The 14487-nt window shown below is 58.2% G+C and carries 14 protein-coding genes and 4 tRNA genes; 5 read left to right on the plus strand and 13 right to left on the minus strand.

Going from position 1 to position 14487, the window contains the following annotated elements; all coding sequences use genetic code 11:
- Positions 1 to 2 precede the first annotated feature (2 nt).
- From ACYZT9_RS17510 to ACYZT9_RS17525, 4 genes are all read right to left on the minus strand, one after another.
- Positions 3 to 980 (minus strand): ABC transporter permease, encoded by a 978-nt coding sequence (locus tag ACYZT9_RS17510; RefSeq protein WP_462006661.1) that lies wholly within the window; start codon positions 978 to 980, stop codon positions 3 to 5.
- A complete protein-coding gene (locus tag ACYZT9_RS17515) occupies positions 977 to 2530 on the minus strand; it encodes a sugar ABC transporter ATP-binding protein (protein WP_462006662.1) in 1554 nt (517 codons plus the stop codon). Before ACYZT9_RS17515 ends, ACYZT9_RS17510 begins: the two co-directional genes overlap by 4 nt.
- A gap of 55 nt (positions 2531 to 2585) precedes the next feature.
- Entirely contained in the window at positions 2586 to 3542 is a 957-nt protein-coding gene (locus ACYZT9_RS17520) for a substrate-binding domain-containing protein (RefSeq protein ID WP_462006663.1), read from the minus strand.
- 183 nt (positions 3543 to 3725) lie between these two features.
- The gene (locus tag ACYZT9_RS17525) at positions 3726 to 4175 is read right to left on the minus strand and encodes a hypothetical protein (protein WP_462006664.1); all 450 of its coding nucleotides are present in this window, start codon (positions 4173 to 4175) and stop codon (positions 3726 to 3728) included.
- A 350-nt stretch (positions 4176 to 4525) separates the two neighbouring features.
- Between ACYZT9_RS17525 and ACYZT9_RS17530 the strand changes: the two genes are divergently transcribed.
- The 3 genes from ACYZT9_RS17530 to ACYZT9_RS17540 all read left to right on the plus strand — a co-directional run bounded on the left by ACYZT9_RS17530 (position 4526) and on the right by ACYZT9_RS17540 (position 6755).
- Complete coding sequence (locus ACYZT9_RS17530) at positions 4526 to 5614, plus strand: asparaginase (protein WP_462006665.1); 1089 nt, start codon at positions 4526 to 4528, stop codon at positions 5612 to 5614.
- 177 nt (positions 5615 to 5791) lie between these two features.
- Positions 5792 to 6061 carry a DUF1654 domain-containing protein gene (locus ACYZT9_RS17535; RefSeq protein ID WP_462006666.1) on the plus strand — a complete coding sequence of 90 codons (270 nt, stop codon included), beginning with the start codon at positions 5792 to 5794 and terminating at the stop codon, positions 6059 to 6061.
- A gap of 4 nt (positions 6062 to 6065) precedes the next feature.
- Positions 6066 to 6755: an endonuclease gene (locus ACYZT9_RS17540; RefSeq protein ID WP_462006667.1), complete on the plus strand. Its 690-nt coding sequence runs from the start codon at positions 6066 to 6068 to the stop codon at positions 6753 to 6755.
- Positions 6756 to 6867: 112 nt separating this feature from the next.
- Here ACYZT9_RS17540 and ACYZT9_RS17545 read toward each other — a convergent pair whose 3' ends face one another.
- The gene (locus ACYZT9_RS17545; RefSeq protein ID WP_462006668.1) at positions 6868 to 7233 is read right to left on the minus strand and encodes an SPOR domain-containing protein; all 366 of its coding nucleotides are present in this window, start codon (positions 7231 to 7233) and stop codon (positions 6868 to 6870) included.
- Between the two features lie 250 nt (positions 7234 to 7483).
- Between ACYZT9_RS17545 and csrA the strand changes: the two genes are divergently transcribed.
- Positions 7484 to 7675, plus strand: coding sequence for a carbon storage regulator CsrA (gene csrA / locus ACYZT9_RS17550; protein WP_059404395.1), 192 nt, complete (start codon positions 7484 to 7486; stop codon positions 7673 to 7675).
- Between the two features lie 179 nt (positions 7676 to 7854).
- Here the strand turns inward: csrA and ACYZT9_RS17555 are convergent, their stop codons facing one another.
- Positions 7855 to 8310, minus strand: a complete 456-nt coding sequence (locus ACYZT9_RS17555; protein ID WP_462006669.1) for a DUF2214 family protein — start codon at positions 8308 to 8310, stop codon at positions 7855 to 7857.
- 220 nt (positions 8311 to 8530) lie between these two features.
- A tRNA-Val gene (locus ACYZT9_RS17560) sits at positions 8531 to 8607 on the minus strand.
- A 183-nt stretch (positions 8608 to 8790) separates the two neighbouring features.
- Here ACYZT9_RS17560 and ACYZT9_RS17565 point away from each other — a divergent pair.
- Positions 8791 to 10074, plus strand: coding sequence for an NAD(P)/FAD-dependent oxidoreductase (locus ACYZT9_RS17565; protein ID WP_462006670.1), 1284 nt, complete (start codon positions 8791 to 8793; stop codon positions 10072 to 10074).
- A gap of 216 nt (positions 10075 to 10290) precedes the next feature.
- Here ACYZT9_RS17565 and ACYZT9_RS17570 read toward each other — a convergent pair.
- The 6 genes from ACYZT9_RS17570 to purF all read right to left on the minus strand — a co-directional run bounded on the left by ACYZT9_RS17570 (position 10291) and on the right by purF (position 14472).
- Positions 10291 to 10367, minus strand: a tRNA-Asp gene (locus tag ACYZT9_RS17570).
- An 89-nt stretch (positions 10368 to 10456) separates the two neighbouring features.
- Positions 10457 to 10533, minus strand: a tRNA-Asp gene (locus ACYZT9_RS17575).
- 54 nt (positions 10534 to 10587) lie between these two features.
- A tRNA-Val gene (locus ACYZT9_RS17580) sits at positions 10588 to 10663 on the minus strand.
- 254 nt (positions 10664 to 10917) lie between these two features.
- The gene (locus ACYZT9_RS17585; protein WP_462006671.1) at positions 10918 to 11694 is read right to left on the minus strand and encodes an SDR family oxidoreductase; all 777 of its coding nucleotides are present in this window, start codon (positions 11692 to 11694) and stop codon (positions 10918 to 10920) included.
- Positions 11691 to 12902, minus strand: coding sequence for an O-succinylhomoserine sulfhydrylase (locus ACYZT9_RS17590; protein ID WP_462006672.1), 1212 nt, complete (start codon positions 12900 to 12902; stop codon positions 11691 to 11693). Before ACYZT9_RS17590 ends, ACYZT9_RS17585 begins: the two co-directional genes overlap by 4 nt.
- A gap of 64 nt (positions 12903 to 12966) precedes the next feature.
- On the minus strand, positions 12967 to 14472 hold the full coding sequence (gene purF / locus ACYZT9_RS17595) for an amidophosphoribosyltransferase (RefSeq protein WP_007935163.1): 1506 nt from the start codon (positions 14470 to 14472) through the stop codon (positions 12967 to 12969).
- Positions 14473 to 14487 lie beyond the last annotated feature (15 nt).

Raw genomic sequence — 14487 nt, forward strand, 5'->3', positions numbered from 1 at the left:
ACTCAGGTCCGCCGGCTTGCGCGCTGACTGCGATAAGTATCAAGCACCACCGCCACCACGATGACTGCGCCGGTGATGATGCGTTTGGTCGGTTCGGTCGCCCCGATCTGCGCCAGACCGGCCGCCAGTACGGAAATGATCAGGACTCCAAAAAAGGTGCTGATGACCGAACCGCGTCCGCCCATCAGGCTGGTACCGCCGATCACCACTGCGGCGATCACTTGCAGTTCCAGGCCAGAACCGGCATTCGGGTCCGCCGCTTCAAGGCGCGAAATCTGGAACAGCGCGGCGATACCGGCCAGCAGCCCCATCAGACTGAACACCAGGATCTTGTAGGGCTTCGGATTGATCCCTGCCAGACGCACGGCTTCTTCGTTGGTGCCGATGCCGATCAGGTAGCGACCGAACACCGTGCGGGTCAGCACGGCCTGCGCAATGAAGATGATCAGCAAGGCAATGATGAACGATGGCGAGATACCGAAAGCGATCGGGTTGGACAGCCAGGCAAAGGCATCACCGATGTAGGCCGTGCGTGAACCGGTCATCTGATAGGCCACGCCGCGCGCCATTTCCAGCACACCGAGGGACACGATGAACGACGGAATCCGCCACGCCACCGTGATCGAACCGGTGATGGTTCCGGCCAACGCTGCTGCCGCCATGCCGAGCAATGCCGCCGGCAGTACGCTCCAGCCCCAACCGAGAATCGCCACGCTGACCGTCGACGCTGCGAGTGCCAGCACCGAGCCCACCGACAGGTCGATGCCGCCGATGATCAACACGAACGTCATGCCGACCGCCAGCACCATCAAGTCCGGAATCTGGTTGGCCAGGGTGCTAAAGGTGTCGTAAGACAGGAAATGGCTGCTCAGAATTGAGAACAGCGCGACCATCGCCAGCAAGGCACCGGCCAGGCCCAGATAGGTGCCGAGGCCGTAAAAATTGTCACTGCGTTTACCGGCAGACGTTGCAGTTTTCATTGAGGATCCCTAGGCGCTGCTTCATTGAGCAACGCATCACGTTTTTGATAGCCGGCAAAAGCGGCGGCAAGCAAGTCATCCTGGGTCCAACTGTCGCGGTCGAACGTCTCGATCAGGCGCCCCGCCGACAGCACGCCGATGCGGTCGCAGATCAACATCAATTCGCGCAGATCGCTGGACACCACCACCAGCGCCTTGCCCTGGCGAGTCAGTTGACCGAGCAGTGCATAGATGTCGAATTTGGCGCCGACGTCGATGCCGCGAGTCGGCTCGTCGAACAGCAACACCGAACAATCCCGCTCCAGCCAACGGCCGATCACGACTTTCTGCTGGTTGCCGCCAGACAGCTCCGAGACCAATTGCGTCGGGCTCGAGCTGCGGATGCTCATCGCGTCGATCTGACGCTGGGCCAGGGACATCTCGTCACCATTGCTGACGAAACCACCGCTGGAAATCTCCGGCATGTTGCCCAGAGCAATGTTCGCGCTGATCGATTGGGTCAGCAGCAAGCCTTCACCCTTGCGGTCCTCGGTGATCAGGGCGATGCCATGACCGACCGCGTCCGCCGGAGACCGAATACTCACGACCTGTGCAGGCGACCCCAGCGCAACCGTGCCGCTGTCCGCTGTGTCGGCGCCGAAGATCAGGCGTAGCAACTCGGTGCGCCCTGCCCCAATCAAACCGGAAATCCCGAAAATCTCGCCGGCACGCACTTCGAAGGACACGTCGCGCACCTTGTCCGAACGTGTCAGACCTTTGACCGTCAACGCTGGATTGCCGATCTGGCGCGGGCCCATGTCGATATGTTCGCCAAGCTCACGGCCGACCATCAGCGTGACCAGTTGTTCACTGTTGTAATTGGCCATCGGCTCGACGCAAACCAGGTTGCCGTCGCGCAACACCGCAATGCGCTGAGCTACACGGGCCAATTCCTCGAGGCGGTGCGAGATATAGATGATCGACACGCCACGCGCTTGCAGACGCGTGATCTGCTCGAACAGCATTTCGACTTCACGGGCCGTCAGCATCGCGGTCGGTTCGTCGAGAATCAGTACATGGCAATCGCCGATCAGGTTGCGGGCGATCTCGACCATTTGCTGGTGACCGATGCCCAACTCGCCGACCAGGGTGTCCGGATCAATGGCGTCGAGCCCGACCTGAGCCATGGCTTCGATCGCAGCCTTGCGCAGTTGCTTGCGACTGATCCAGCCAGCGTTGCTGGGCAGATTGTCGAGGAACAGGTTTTCCGCCACCGACAGGGTCGGCAACAGATTGAGTTCTTGCATGACCATGCGGATGCCCAGGTCTTCAGCCTGGGTGCGACTGCCGGGGCGATAATCCTGACCCTGGAATTGCATACGGCCGGTGGTCGGCGTGACCAGACCGCCGATGATCTTCGACAGCGTACTTTTGCCGGCGCCGTTCTCGCCGGTCAGCGCCAGCACTTCACCGCGCATCAACGTCAGATCGATGCCGGCAAGGACAGGTTGCGCATAGGTCTTACCGATGCCGCTGACCGAGAGGACAGCGTTCGGAGCGGAAACTGACATAAAAATCTCCATGCGCTCGCCCGGACGGACGAGCACCGTTGTGTCGCCAGAAGGACTACTTGGTAACCAGCTCTACCGGAGTTTCGATGACGCCGTTGGTGCCGCTGTCGACTTTCTCGCCCTTGATGATTTTCAGCGCCGTCTCGATACCGAACACGGCTTGTCTGGCGGCAAACTGGTCAGCGGTGGCCAGGACACGGCCATCCTTGAGCATCGGCTTGATGGCATTGATGTTGTCGTAGCCGACCACTTGAACCTTGCCGGCCTTGCCTGCGGCACGCACGGCAGACACTGCGCCTACGGCCATGCTGTCGTTGCCGGCCAGCAGGGCTTTGATATTCGGGTATTCGCTGAGCATGGAAGAGGCAACCTGGTTGCCTTTGTTGATTTCCCAATCGCCGGATTGCAGGGATACGACCTTGATCTGCGCCGCTTCCATCGCATCCTTGAAGCCGGCGGTTCGGGCCTGGGCGTTGGTGGTGGTGGACACGCCTTCAATGATGCCGACTTCGTCACCGGCCTTCAGTTGCCGGGCCAGGTATTCGCCCACCAGCCGCGCGCCTTTGCGATTGTCCGGACCTACAAACGGAACGGTGATGTTCTTGCTTTTGACGACGGCCGGATCCAGCTGGTTATCGATGTTTATCACGGTGATACCGGCATCTACCGCTTTCTTGATTACCGGCACCATGGCTTTGGAGTCAGCTGGCGCGATGACCAGCGCATTGACCTTCGAAACGATCATCTGCTCGACGATGCGGATCTGGTTGGCCGTGTCCGTTTCGTCCTTGATGCCGTTGGAGATAAGTTCAAAATCGCCGGAGTGGTCTTTCTGGTAGGCCTTGGCGCCGTCTTCCATGGTCAGGAAGAATTCATTGGCCAGGGATTTCATGACCAGCGCGACTTTGGGTTTTTCAGGCGATTCGGCGAAGGCCGAGGAGACAGGCAACGCGGCGGATGCGGCAGCCAGCATAGCGACAGCGAGAAGACGTCCAGCGAATGGCAGCTTCATGGGTTCACTCCGATCTTATGATTATTCTAAGCAACGCTTGCGCTGGCGTAAGCTTCACCGCATTCGCTGAGGGACAAGCCATCAGCGAAGCCGCGCAAACGTTTGCGTAGACCGAACTATGCGAACCCTGTCGTCATTTGTCAACGCCCGGAAAAGCAGTTTTTTGTTCCGGCGGACGTACTTTTACGCCGTGGTGCTGACCAGTCCGCCGGCGCTGGACCCCTTGGCCAGTTCCTTGACCAGGTTGCCGGTTACTTCTGCCAGCGCGCCGGTGGTGTCGGCGACCTGCCCTTGAATCGACATGACCACCGCAGTCTTGGCTTCCGGTGTCGGGTAAGACGCAGCCTGAGCCGCCGCCAATTGCTGTTGTTGCTCGCGCAGTTGCTGCTGCAGTTCTTGCATACGTTTTAGCAACATCTTCACCACAAGGCTTTGGTCGCCGCCACTTTCTGCTTTGGATTCGGCCGGGGTGCCGCCACCCGTCCGGACCTGGGTCGCGTCACCCTCTTCCTCGTTACCCAGCGCTAGCGTCGAAGCCTCGGAAGTCGATTCGCTCACGGTGCTAATCGTGGCCGTGGACTTGCCACCGACGGTGATTGCGCCTGCATTGGGGAAACCAACCGAAAACGACATGTGAACTCCTGGTAGAAAAATCCTTTGAAGGGCATCGACCTGCGCGCGAGTTTCTTTAAGACGGATTTGCCAACGGGCATGACGAGTTGTTTAAGAAATCGAAGCCTTTCTCGGGGAACCGAACGCAAATGCCAAACATATTCGGAAACCCGGACAACACGCTGTTTAAGCGTCACTCTGACGAAAACCAGATAATTGATACAAATCATTAGGTTGAAGGCATTTTTTTTATTCCGGATATGAATGGTACAGATCCTGCTCCATCTCCTCCACCCCAGGCGTTCAGATCAGCCTGGGGCGCATCTAGATGAACCTGCATCCGCACCGTCTCACAACTAGAGAGAAAAATAATGACATCTGCTTTCAAGACTTTTGTTCCGGGCGCCTTGGCCCTCCTGCTGCTCCTTCCGACCGCCCTTCAGGCAAAAGAAGTCGAAACCCAACAAAAACTGGCGAACGTCGTGATCCTCGCCACTGGCGGCACCATTGCCGGCGCAGGCGCCAGCGCCGCCAACAGCGCGACTTATCAAGCGGCGAAAGTCGGCATTGAACAATTGATCGCCGGGGTTCCGGAACTGAGCCGATTGGCTAACGTTCGCGGCGAACAGGTCATGCAGATTGCGTCGGAAAGCATCACCAACGACAACCTGCTGCTACTGGGCCGTCGCGTGGCCGAACTGGCCGACAGCAAAGACGTCGACGGCATCGTCATCACCCACGGCACCGACACCCTGGAAGAGACCGCCTACTTCCTGAACCTGGTCGAAAAAACCGACAAGCCGATTATCGTCGTGGGCTCCATGCGCCCGGGGACCGCTATGTCCGCCGACGGCATGCTGAACCTGTACAACGCCGTCGCCGTGGCCAGTAGCAAAGATGCTCGCGGCAAAGGCGTGCTGGTGACCATGAACGATGAAATCCAGTCGGGTCGCGACGTCAGCAAGACGATCAACATCAAGACCGAGGCGTTTAAAAGTGCCTGGGGCCCTCTCGGCATGGTGGTTGAAGGAAAATCCTACTGGTTCCGCCTGCCAGCCAAGCGCCACACCATGGATTCGGAATTCGACATCAAGAACATCAAGAGCCTGCCTGACGTCGAAATCGCTTATTCCTACGGCAACGTGAGTGATACCGCCTACAAAGCGCTGGCTCAGTCCGGCGCTAAAGCCATTATCCACGCGGGTACCGGCAATGGCTCGGTGTCTTCGCGGGTCGTTCCAGCCCTGCAGGCCTTGCGTAAGGATGGCGTGCAAATCATTCGGTCTTCCCACGTCAACGCCGGTGGTTTCGTACTGCGTAACGCTGAACAGCCTGACGACAAATACGACTGGGTCGTGGCGCATGACCTGAATCCACAGAAAGCTCGCATCCTGGCCATGGTCGCGCTGACCAAGACCACTGACAGCAAAGAGCTGCAGCGGATGTTCTGGGAATACTGATTCACCCTCGCCCGACCGGTTCCGGTCGGGCACCGTTGTCACCACTCGCCAACCTTGGTGAGTGGCCTCTCTTCCGATAAAAAATTTCCTTCTTCCTACACCAAACGGAAAAAAACGCTGTCAGAGGATTTTCTTGGATTTTAAGCAGTTGCGAAAATTCTTACAGTTAAATACTGTATGCACGTACAGCTTAATAAGGATAATTCCGTGGCTACCACCTCTGCCTCTCCTGACGCCTATGAACGCATGGGCATGCGCGTTCAAAAAATCATCAATTCCCCCGCTGCGCAAAAAGCCAAAGCTGCGCTGATCTTTCGTCTTCCGGACGAGCCAGTAAATGAGTGGGAACAGTTGCTCGACGAAATCGATGAGAACGACAACGTCACCCTCGCCTATCGCGACGATGGCGGCGTGCAGATTTTCTGGGTTGTGCCGAAGGAAGATTGAGTCAATGAGTGTCCGTTGTTTTGTTTTGCTGTTTCTGTTCTTCGCGATGGGCGCCCAGGCTGACGCCCCGCGCACGTTCAATGAAGCCAAGAAAGTCGCCTGGAAGCTGTATGCCCCGCAATCCACCGAGTTTTACTGCGGGTGCAAGTACACCGGCAACAAAGTAAACCTCTCCGCCTGCGGTTACATACCGCGTAAAAATGCCAAGCGCGCTTCGCGTATCGAATGGGAGCACATCGTCCCTGCCTGGCAGATCGGCCACCAGCGTCAGTGCTGGCAGGAAGGCGGACGCAAGAATTGCACGCGTTACGACCCGAGCTATCAGAAAGCCGAGGCCGATTTGCATAACCTGGTGCCGAGCATCGGCGAAGTGAATGGTGATCGCAGCAATTTCAGTTTTGGCTGGCTACCGGAGCAACCCGGTCAATACGGCTCGTGCCTGACTCAGGTCGATTTCAAGGCGAAGAAGGTCATGCCCCGTCCTTCCATTCGCGGCATGATCGCCCGGACTTATTTCTACATGAGCAAACAGTACGGCTTGCGCCTGTCGAAGCAGGATCGCCAACTGTACGAAGCCTGGAACAAAACTTACCCGGTACAAGCCTGGGAACGGCAACGCAACCAAAGTGTGGCGTGCGTGATGGGGCGCGGTAACGAGTTTGTAGGGCCTGTGGATATGAAAGCCTGCGGTTAAGCGTTGGCTGAACACAAAAAGGCCTGAGGTTGAATGCCCGAGGCCTTTTTTGTTTTTTACCGCGCTCGTAACACCAAGGCGCTCGACCCGACGGGCGCCAGCGATAATGCTATTACTGAGTCACTGGACGCTCGATGACCAGCAACTCGATGTTCTGTTTTTTCGCTCGGGTCAGCGCCGCGCGTACCTCTGCCTGTTTGGCTTCAGCCTCGGCTTTGGAATTGAATGGCCCCATAAGGATGCGGGTCTTGCCATTTTCCTTGACCACACTGGAAACGAAACTGTGCTCAATCAGCCAGCCACTCAGATCGCTGACAGCCTGAGTTATTTCACCTCGCACCTCCAGATCCCACTGCGGTGCGGAGGCCACCGCAGGCGCAGCAGTCGCTGCCGGCTGCGGCTTTTGCGCGTCACCGCTCTTGCCTTCACCACATCCCGCCATTGCCAGTACTGCGATTACCAAGGCCATTTTGCGCACAACGCTTCCCTCTGAATGCTGAAAGCGGGGATTTTAACATCCATGAATACTTCCCGAGTGCCGCAAAATGGGCTCAAAACAACGAGAATCATGGATGCAGCCTCTGTATAGTTACGCCTTGGGAATTAATGCAGCATCTGCGCGTCAGAAACAGGCACCCAAACCGCGAGACTTCGCACTAATCTATACATACCACCGACCTCTGCACTGTCCGAAACAGGTGCCCCACGAAGCAATCAAGGAGAAGACCATGCTGATACTCACCCGCAAAGTCGGTGAAAGCATAAATATTGGCGATGACATTACGATCACCATTCTGGGCGTAAGCGGCCAGCAAGTCAGAATTGGCATCAACGCCCCGAAAGACGTTGCGGTGCACCGCGAAGAAATTTATCAGCGCATTCAGGCAGGCCTGACCGCCCCGGACAAGCCACAAACCTGAATCCTGCTGCAGTCAGTAGCCAGCCCGTTCGCCCTGAATCACGGCTGGCTAAGATTCAAGCGTCGCCTCACCACCACAGACACCCACTCAAAACCTGAAGCCGATACTAGCGGCATATCTCACATCATGACTGTCGGACGTTTCGGATAAGTCATGGGGAAGTGCGCAATCGCACTCGACTAACCAAACGTTACACCCCGCGCCATGCCCGTAGCTGCCACGACCATCAGTAGTACCAGCAGCGCTTCGATATGACTGAGCCGTGCAAACAGCGTCGCCCGTCCGGAATTGATGGTCCCACCCCGCGCCCGCGCAATTCGCCATTTGATCAGCGTCACCATCGGTGCAACTTCAAGCAACAGGATCAGAACGAACAGCGTCATCTTGAGGTGGAACAGCGGCTGGTGAAGATAGTAGTCAGTGCCCTTTTCGTACCCGCCAAAAGCTCGCATCCCACCGGTGACCAGCAGGACGACTGCAGAAATTCCCCACAGGTTGTCCGCGATCAAAACGCTGCGAGCCTCCCCTACGCCGGCAGCCAAGCGCCGAAAAGCCGTACCGCGGGACAGGACTGCCCAGAAACCCAGCGCAAAAGCCAATAGATGGATCGCAGCAAGAAACCAGTGCACAAGCATCGATATACTCCCGTCAGGTCAACGTTCGAATTAGCCTGAAAGTAGTAGCCCAAAAAGCAGGAAATTGCGCCTCTCCAACCTCAAGGCAAGACAAACTGGCTCCAACAAATCAAGAGAAGCGACATTCGGGATCCGCAAGCGATTTGCAAATCGAAGACAACAAAAAAGGGCCCACCTTTCGGTGAGCCCTTCCAGACCGCCCAGCAGAGCGGATTTTGTTTGGTAGGCGCGATTGGACTCGAACCAACGACCCCCACCATGTCAAGGTGGTGCTCTAACCAACTGAGCTACGTGCCTGCTGTGAGGCGGCATTCTACGGAATTCCGGAGGGGTGTCAACACCTTTTTTCGAGCTAACCCTATGAATATGCAAAATATTTAATTTCGTTGCCGCAAAGAAGATTTTGCGATGGCTGGCGGTCGATTTTTAACTCGGGTAGGATCGGGACACTCGTAAAATATATTAAACAGAGGCTGCAGGATGGCGAACACTCCCTACCCAGAGTCCTATTACGCTGCATCGGCCAATGCGGTTCCGCCGCGCCCGGCGTTACAGGGTGACGTAGAGACTGATGTCTGCGTGATTGGTGCCGGCTACACCGGTCTGTCCTCTGCCCTGTTTCTGCTGGAGAACGGTTTCAAGGTCACGGTGCTGGAAGCCGTCAAAGTGGGTTTCGGCGCGTCGGGCCGCAACGGCGGCCAGATCGTTAACAGTTACAGCCGTGACATCGATGTGATCGAGCGTACCGTCACTCCCAAGCAGGCTCAGTTGTTGGGGCAAATGGCGTTCGAGGGCGGACGGATCATTCGTGAGCGGGTCGCAAAATATAACATTGAGTGCGACCTGAAAGATGGCGGTGTGTTCGCCGCCATCACCGCCAAGCAGATGGGCCATCTGGAATCGCAGAAGCGTCTGTGGGAGCGTTTCGGTAACACGCAGCTTGAGCTGATGGATCAGAAGCGCATCCGTGAAGTAGTGAACTGCGATCAATACGTGGGCGGCATGCTCGACATGAGCGGCGGTCACATTCATCCGCTGAACCTGGCACTCGGAGAAGCAGCGGCGGTCGAGTCGCTAGGCGGAACCCTTTATGAGCAGTCGCCGGCAGTGCGCATCGAGCGCGGCGCGAACCCGGTGGTGCACACGCCTCTGGGTAAAGTCCGGGCCAAGTTCATCATCGTGGCGGGGAACGCTTATCTCGGCAGTCTGGTGCCGGAACTGGCCGCCAAATCCATGCCCTGCGGCACACAGGTGATCACCACCGAACCCTTGAGCGATGAGTTGGCGAAAAGCCTGCTGCCACAGGATTACTGCGTCGAGGATTGCAATTACCTGCTCGACTACTATCGCCTGAGCGGTGACAAGCGCCTGATTTTCGGTGGCGGTGTGGTGTACGGCGCCCGGGACCCGGCGAACATCGAGGCGATCATCCGGCCGAAGATGCTCAAGGCGTTCCCGCAACTCAAGGACGTGAAGATCGATTACGCCTGGACCGGCAATTTCCTGCTAACCCTGTCGCGTCTTCCGCAGGTCGGGCGCCTGGGCGACAACATTTACTATTCCCAGGGCTGCAGCGGCCACGGCGTGACGTATACGCACCTGGCGGGCAAGGTAATCGCCGAGGCGTTGCGTGGTCAGGCTGAGCGTTTCGATGCGTTTGCCGATCTACCGCACTACCCATTCCCCGGTGGACAGCTGATGCGAACGCCGTTTGCGGCGCTGGGCGCCTGGTATTACGGGTTGCGGGACAAGCTCGGGCTCTGACTGACGTGCAAAGGGCTGCGTTATGCAGCCCTTTTTTCAAACAGCAATAATCCATTTTCACTGCCATTGCCGATGCATCTTCTCAACCATCTTTCACGCCAAATTTCAGACACAAAAAACCCCGGTCTTGCGACCAGGGTCTTTGCTATCGACTAGAAGACAAACCAATGGTTTGCTTCGTAGCTTCAAGGCGTTCAGTGGGCCTTGAAGCAGATATGGCGCAGCGGACGGGACTCGAACCCGCGACCCCCGGCGTGACAGGCCGGTATTCTAACCGACTGAACTACCGCTGCGTATCGCTTTGGACTTGCATCCTAACTCGTCTGACTGGAAGCTTCGAAGCTTTCAATCTCGAACCAGAATAAACCTGATCCGGAAAATATGGCGCAGCGGACGGGACTCGAACCCGCGACCCCCGGCGTGACAGGCCGGTATTCTAACCGACTGAACTACCGCTGCGCGTCGGTGGAGGCTTTTCAGCTTCCATCTTGCTTTCGCAAGACTCTCAAGAAGTGGTGGGTGATGACGGGATCGAACCGCCGACATTCTGCTTGTAAGGCAGACGCTCTCCCAGCTGAGCTAATCACCCTTTGCTTCTCTGAGGCCGCGAAATTTACGCACCTAGCGAAGCTAAGTCAATAGCCCGCTTGAAGTTTTTCTGAAAAAGACAAAAACATGTCATTCGGGACAACGTTGGCAATAGTGAGACCGCCTTCGCGAGCAAGCCCGCTCCCACATTAGAACGCATGTTGCCTGAGGAAACGCGGTCCACTGTGGGAGCGGGCTTGCTCGCGAAGGCGGCGGCAAATTCAACATCAATGCCGCAGACAGCACTCCGTCCTATCAGTCGCTGTAAATCATCTTCTTGGTCATGCCACCATCGACCACGAACTCCTGGCCCGTGACGAAACCTGCATTCTTCGACAATAGCCACGCCACCATCGCCGCCACGTCTTCGACCGTCCCTACCCTGCCCGCCGGATGCTGCGCATGGTCAGCTTCGGTCAGCGGTTCGGCACGGCGCACCGAGGAATCCCGCGCATCAATCCAGCCAGGACTGACGGCATTGACGCGAATTTCCGGACCCAGGCTGATCGCCAACGCGTGAGTCAGGGCCAACAGCCCGCCCTTGCTCGCCGCATAAGCCTCCGTGTCGGGCTCCGACTGCCCGGCGCGAGTCGAGGCCAGGTTGACGATCGCCCCGCTGTGAGCGCGCAGGTACGGCGCACAGTGCTTGGCCAACAACATCGGCCCACTGAGATTCACCGCCAGCACCCGATTCCAGTAAGCCAGATCAAGGCTCTCCAGGGTGGTGTTGTGCGGATCGGCCACTGCCGCGTTGCACACCAGCGCATCCAGACGCCCGAACTGTCCAAGCACTTCGGCAACGCCCAGCGCCACCTGCCCCTCGTTCGAGACATCCATGGCAATGAACCAGGCGTTGTCGCCCAGCACCTTCACCACTTTCGAACCTCGCACCTGGTCCAGGTCCGACAGCACCACTTGCCAGCCTTCGCTGATCAGCCAGGCCGCAATTCCCAGGCCAATGCCGCGCGCGGCACCGGTCACCAGTGCAACACGACCATTGGAACCGGTAGTCGGCGTGGACAACTCGATCACAAGGCCGCCAACCCACGCGCCAGATCGGCTTGCAGATCTGCCACGTCTTCCAGACCGACCGCGATGCGGATCAGGCTGTCACGAATGCCCGCCGCCTCACGCTCTTGCGGCGCCAGACGACCGTGAGAGGTCGTGCTCGGGTGCGTAATGGTGGTCTTGCTGTCGCCGAGGTTGGCGGTGATCGAAATCAACCGGGTCGCATCGATAAAGCGCCACGCACCCTCTTTGCCGCCCTTGACCTCGAAACTCACCACCGCACCGAAACCTTTCTGCTGACGCTGAGCCAACTCATGCTGCGGGTGGCTTTTCAGGCCGGCGTAATGGACTTTCTCGATACCGTCCTGCTGCTCCAGCCACTCGGCCAGTTGCTGGGCATTGGCGCAGTGCGCCTTCATGCGCAGGCTCAGCGTTTCCAGGCCCTTAAGGAAGATCCAGGCATTGAACGGGCTCAAGGTTGGCCCGGCAGTGCGCAGGAAACCGACCACTTCTTTCATCTGCTCGCTACGACCGGCCACAACGCCGCCCATGCAACGGCCTTGACCGTCGATGAACTTGGTCGCCGAGTGCACAACAATGTCCGCGCCCATCTTCAGTGGCTGCTGCAACGCCGGCGTGCAGAAGCAGTTGTCGACCACCAGCATCGCGCCTTTGGCGTGAGCGATTTTCGACAGCTCAGCGATATCCACCAACTCGGCCAGCGGATTGGAGGGCGACTCGACGAACAGCAATTTGGTGTTGGCCTTGATCGCCGCATCCCAGCCGGACAGGTCAGCCAGAGGCACGTAATCGACTTCGATGCCGAAGCGCTTGAAGTACTTCTCGAACAGGCTGATGGTCGAACCGAACACGCTGCGCGACACCAGTACGTGATCGCCAGCGCTGCACAAGCTCATCACGACGGCCATGATCGCGGCCATGCCGGTGGCGGTCGCCACGGCTTGCTCGGCGCTTTCCAGCGCAGCAATGCGCTCTTCGAACGCGCGAACGGTCGGGTTGGTGTAACGCGAGTAAACGTTGCCCGGTACTTCCCCGGCAAAGCGGGCGGCCGCGTCGGCAGCGGTACGGAATACATAGCTGGAAGTGAAGAACATCGGATCACCGTGTTCGCCTTCCGGCGTGCGGTGCTGACCGGCGCGTACGGCCAGGGTATCGAACGCTACGCCTTCGAGGTCGCTGTCCAGCCGACCGGCATCCCAATCCTGACTCATGCTGTCACTCCTTGCCTTGCTTTCGCGGTAGATACAAAACCGGCCCCTCAGGGCCGGTAGTTACTCAGTTGTTGTACAGATCAATAATCGCACTGACTGCCTGCGTCTTGACCTTGGAGGCATCGTTACGTGCCTGCTCGATCTTGTTCAGGTAAGCCTCGTCGACATCGCCGGTGACGTACTGGCCGTCGAACACCGCACAATCGAACTTGTCGATCTTGATCTTGCCGCCACCGACCGCTTCGATCAAGTCAGGCAAGTCCTGATAGATCAGCCAGTCAGCGCCGATCAGGTCAGCGACGTCCTGAGTCGACCGGTTGTGAGCGATCAGCTCGTGAGCGCTCGGCATGTCGATGCCGTAAACGTTCGGGTAGCGAACGGCCGGTGCGGCGGAGCAGAAGTAAACGTTTTTGGCGCCGGCTTCGCGGGCCATCTGGATGATCTGCTTGCAGGTGGTGCCGCGAACGATCGAGTCATCCACCAGCATCACGTTCTTGCCGCGGAATTCCAGCTCAATGGCGTTGAGCTTCTGACGTACGGATTTTTTCCGCGCAGCCTGGCCCGGCATGATGAAGGTCCGGCCGATGTAGCGGTTCTTCACGAAGCCTTCGCGGAACTTCACGCCGAGGTGGTTCGCCAGCTCCAGGGCCGCGGTGCGGCTGGTGTCCGGAATCGGGATGACCACGTCGATGTCGTGATCCGGACGCTCGCGCAGGATCTTCTCTGCCAGCTTCTCACCCATGCGCAGGCGGGCCTTGTAGACCGACACGCCGTCGATGATCGAGTCCGGACGCGCCAGGTAGACGTGTTCGAAGATGCACGGGGTCAGGGAAGGGTTGGTCGCGCACTGACGGGTATGCAGCTTGCCGTCTTCAGTAATGTAGACCGCTTCGCCCGGCGCCAGATCGCGAATCAGGGTGAAACCGAGCACGTCCAGGGACACGCTTTCGGAAGCGATCATGTACTCGACGCCTTCGTCGGTGTGACGCTGGCCGAAGACGATCGGGCGGATGCCGTGCGGGTCACGGAAACCGACGATGCCGTAACCGGTCACCATCGCGACGACCGCGTAACCACCCACGCAACGGTTGTGCACATCAGTCACAGCGGCGAATACGTCTTCTTCGGTGGGCTGCAACTTGCCGCGCTGGGCCAGCTCGTGCGCGAACACGTTCAGCAGCACTTCCGAGTCGGAGTTGGTGTTGACGTGGCGCAAGTCAGATTCGTAAATCTCCTTGGCCAGCTGTTCAACGTTGGTCAGGTTGCCGTTGTGCGCCAGCGTGATGCCGTAAGGCGAGTTGACGTAAAACGGTTGAGCTTCGGCCGAGGTCGAGCTGCCAGCGGTCGGGTAACGCACATGACCAATGCCCATGTGGCCGACCAGACGCTGCATGTGACGCTGATGGAACACGTCACGCACCAGACCATTGTCCTTGCGCAGGAATAACCGGCCGTCATGGCTGGTCACGATACCGGCAGCGTCCTGGCCGCGGTGCTGGAGGACGGTTAGCGCGTCATACAGCGCCTGATTGACGTTCGACTTACCGACGATACCGACGATGCCACACATGCGACGCAACCCCTA

The organism is Pseudomonas sp. ZT5P21 (assembly GCF_054897785.1).

Coding starts and splice junctions, on each gene's coding strand:
- ACYZT9_RS17520 (WP_462006663.1), bottom strand. CDS start 3,542: ATGAAGCTGCCATTCGCTGGACGTCTTCTCGCTGTCGCTATGCTGGCT.
- ACYZT9_RS17555 (WP_462006669.1), bottom strand. CDS start 8,310: ATGCTTGTGCACTGGTTTCTTGCTGCGATCCATCTATTGGCTTTTGCG.
- ACYZT9_RS17590 (WP_462006672.1), bottom strand. CDS start 12,902: ATGAGTCAGGATTGGGATGCCGGTCGGCTGGACAGCGACCTCGAAGGC.
- ACYZT9_RS17535 (WP_462006666.1), top strand. CDS start 5,792: ATGCACGTACAGCTTAATAAGGATAATTCCGTGGCTACCACCTCTGCC.
- ACYZT9_RS17515 (WP_462006662.1), bottom strand. CDS start 2,530: ATGTCAGTTTCCGCTCCGAACGCTGTCCTCTCGGTCAGCGGCATCGGT.
- csrA (WP_059404395.1), top strand. CDS start 7,484: ATGCTGATACTCACCCGCAAAGTCGGTGAAAGCATAAATATTGGCGAT.
- ACYZT9_RS17530 (WP_462006665.1), top strand. CDS start 4,526: ATGACATCTGCTTTCAAGACTTTTGTTCCGGGCGCCTTGGCCCTCCTG.
- ACYZT9_RS17525 (WP_462006664.1), bottom strand. CDS start 4,175: ATGTCGTTTTCGGTTGGTTTCCCCAATGCAGGCGCAATCACCGTCGGT.
- purF (WP_007935163.1), bottom strand. CDS start 14,472: ATGTGTGGCATCGTCGGTATCGTCGGTAAGTCGAACGTCAATCAGGCG.
- ACYZT9_RS17565 (WP_462006670.1), top strand. CDS start 8,791: ATGGCGAACACTCCCTACCCAGAGTCCTATTACGCTGCATCGGCCAAT.
- ACYZT9_RS17510 (WP_462006661.1), bottom strand. CDS start 980: ATGAAAACTGCAACGTCTGCCGGTAAACGCAGTGACAATTTTTACGGC.
- ACYZT9_RS17540 (WP_462006667.1), top strand. CDS start 6,066: ATGAGTGTCCGTTGTTTTGTTTTGCTGTTTCTGTTCTTCGCGATGGGC.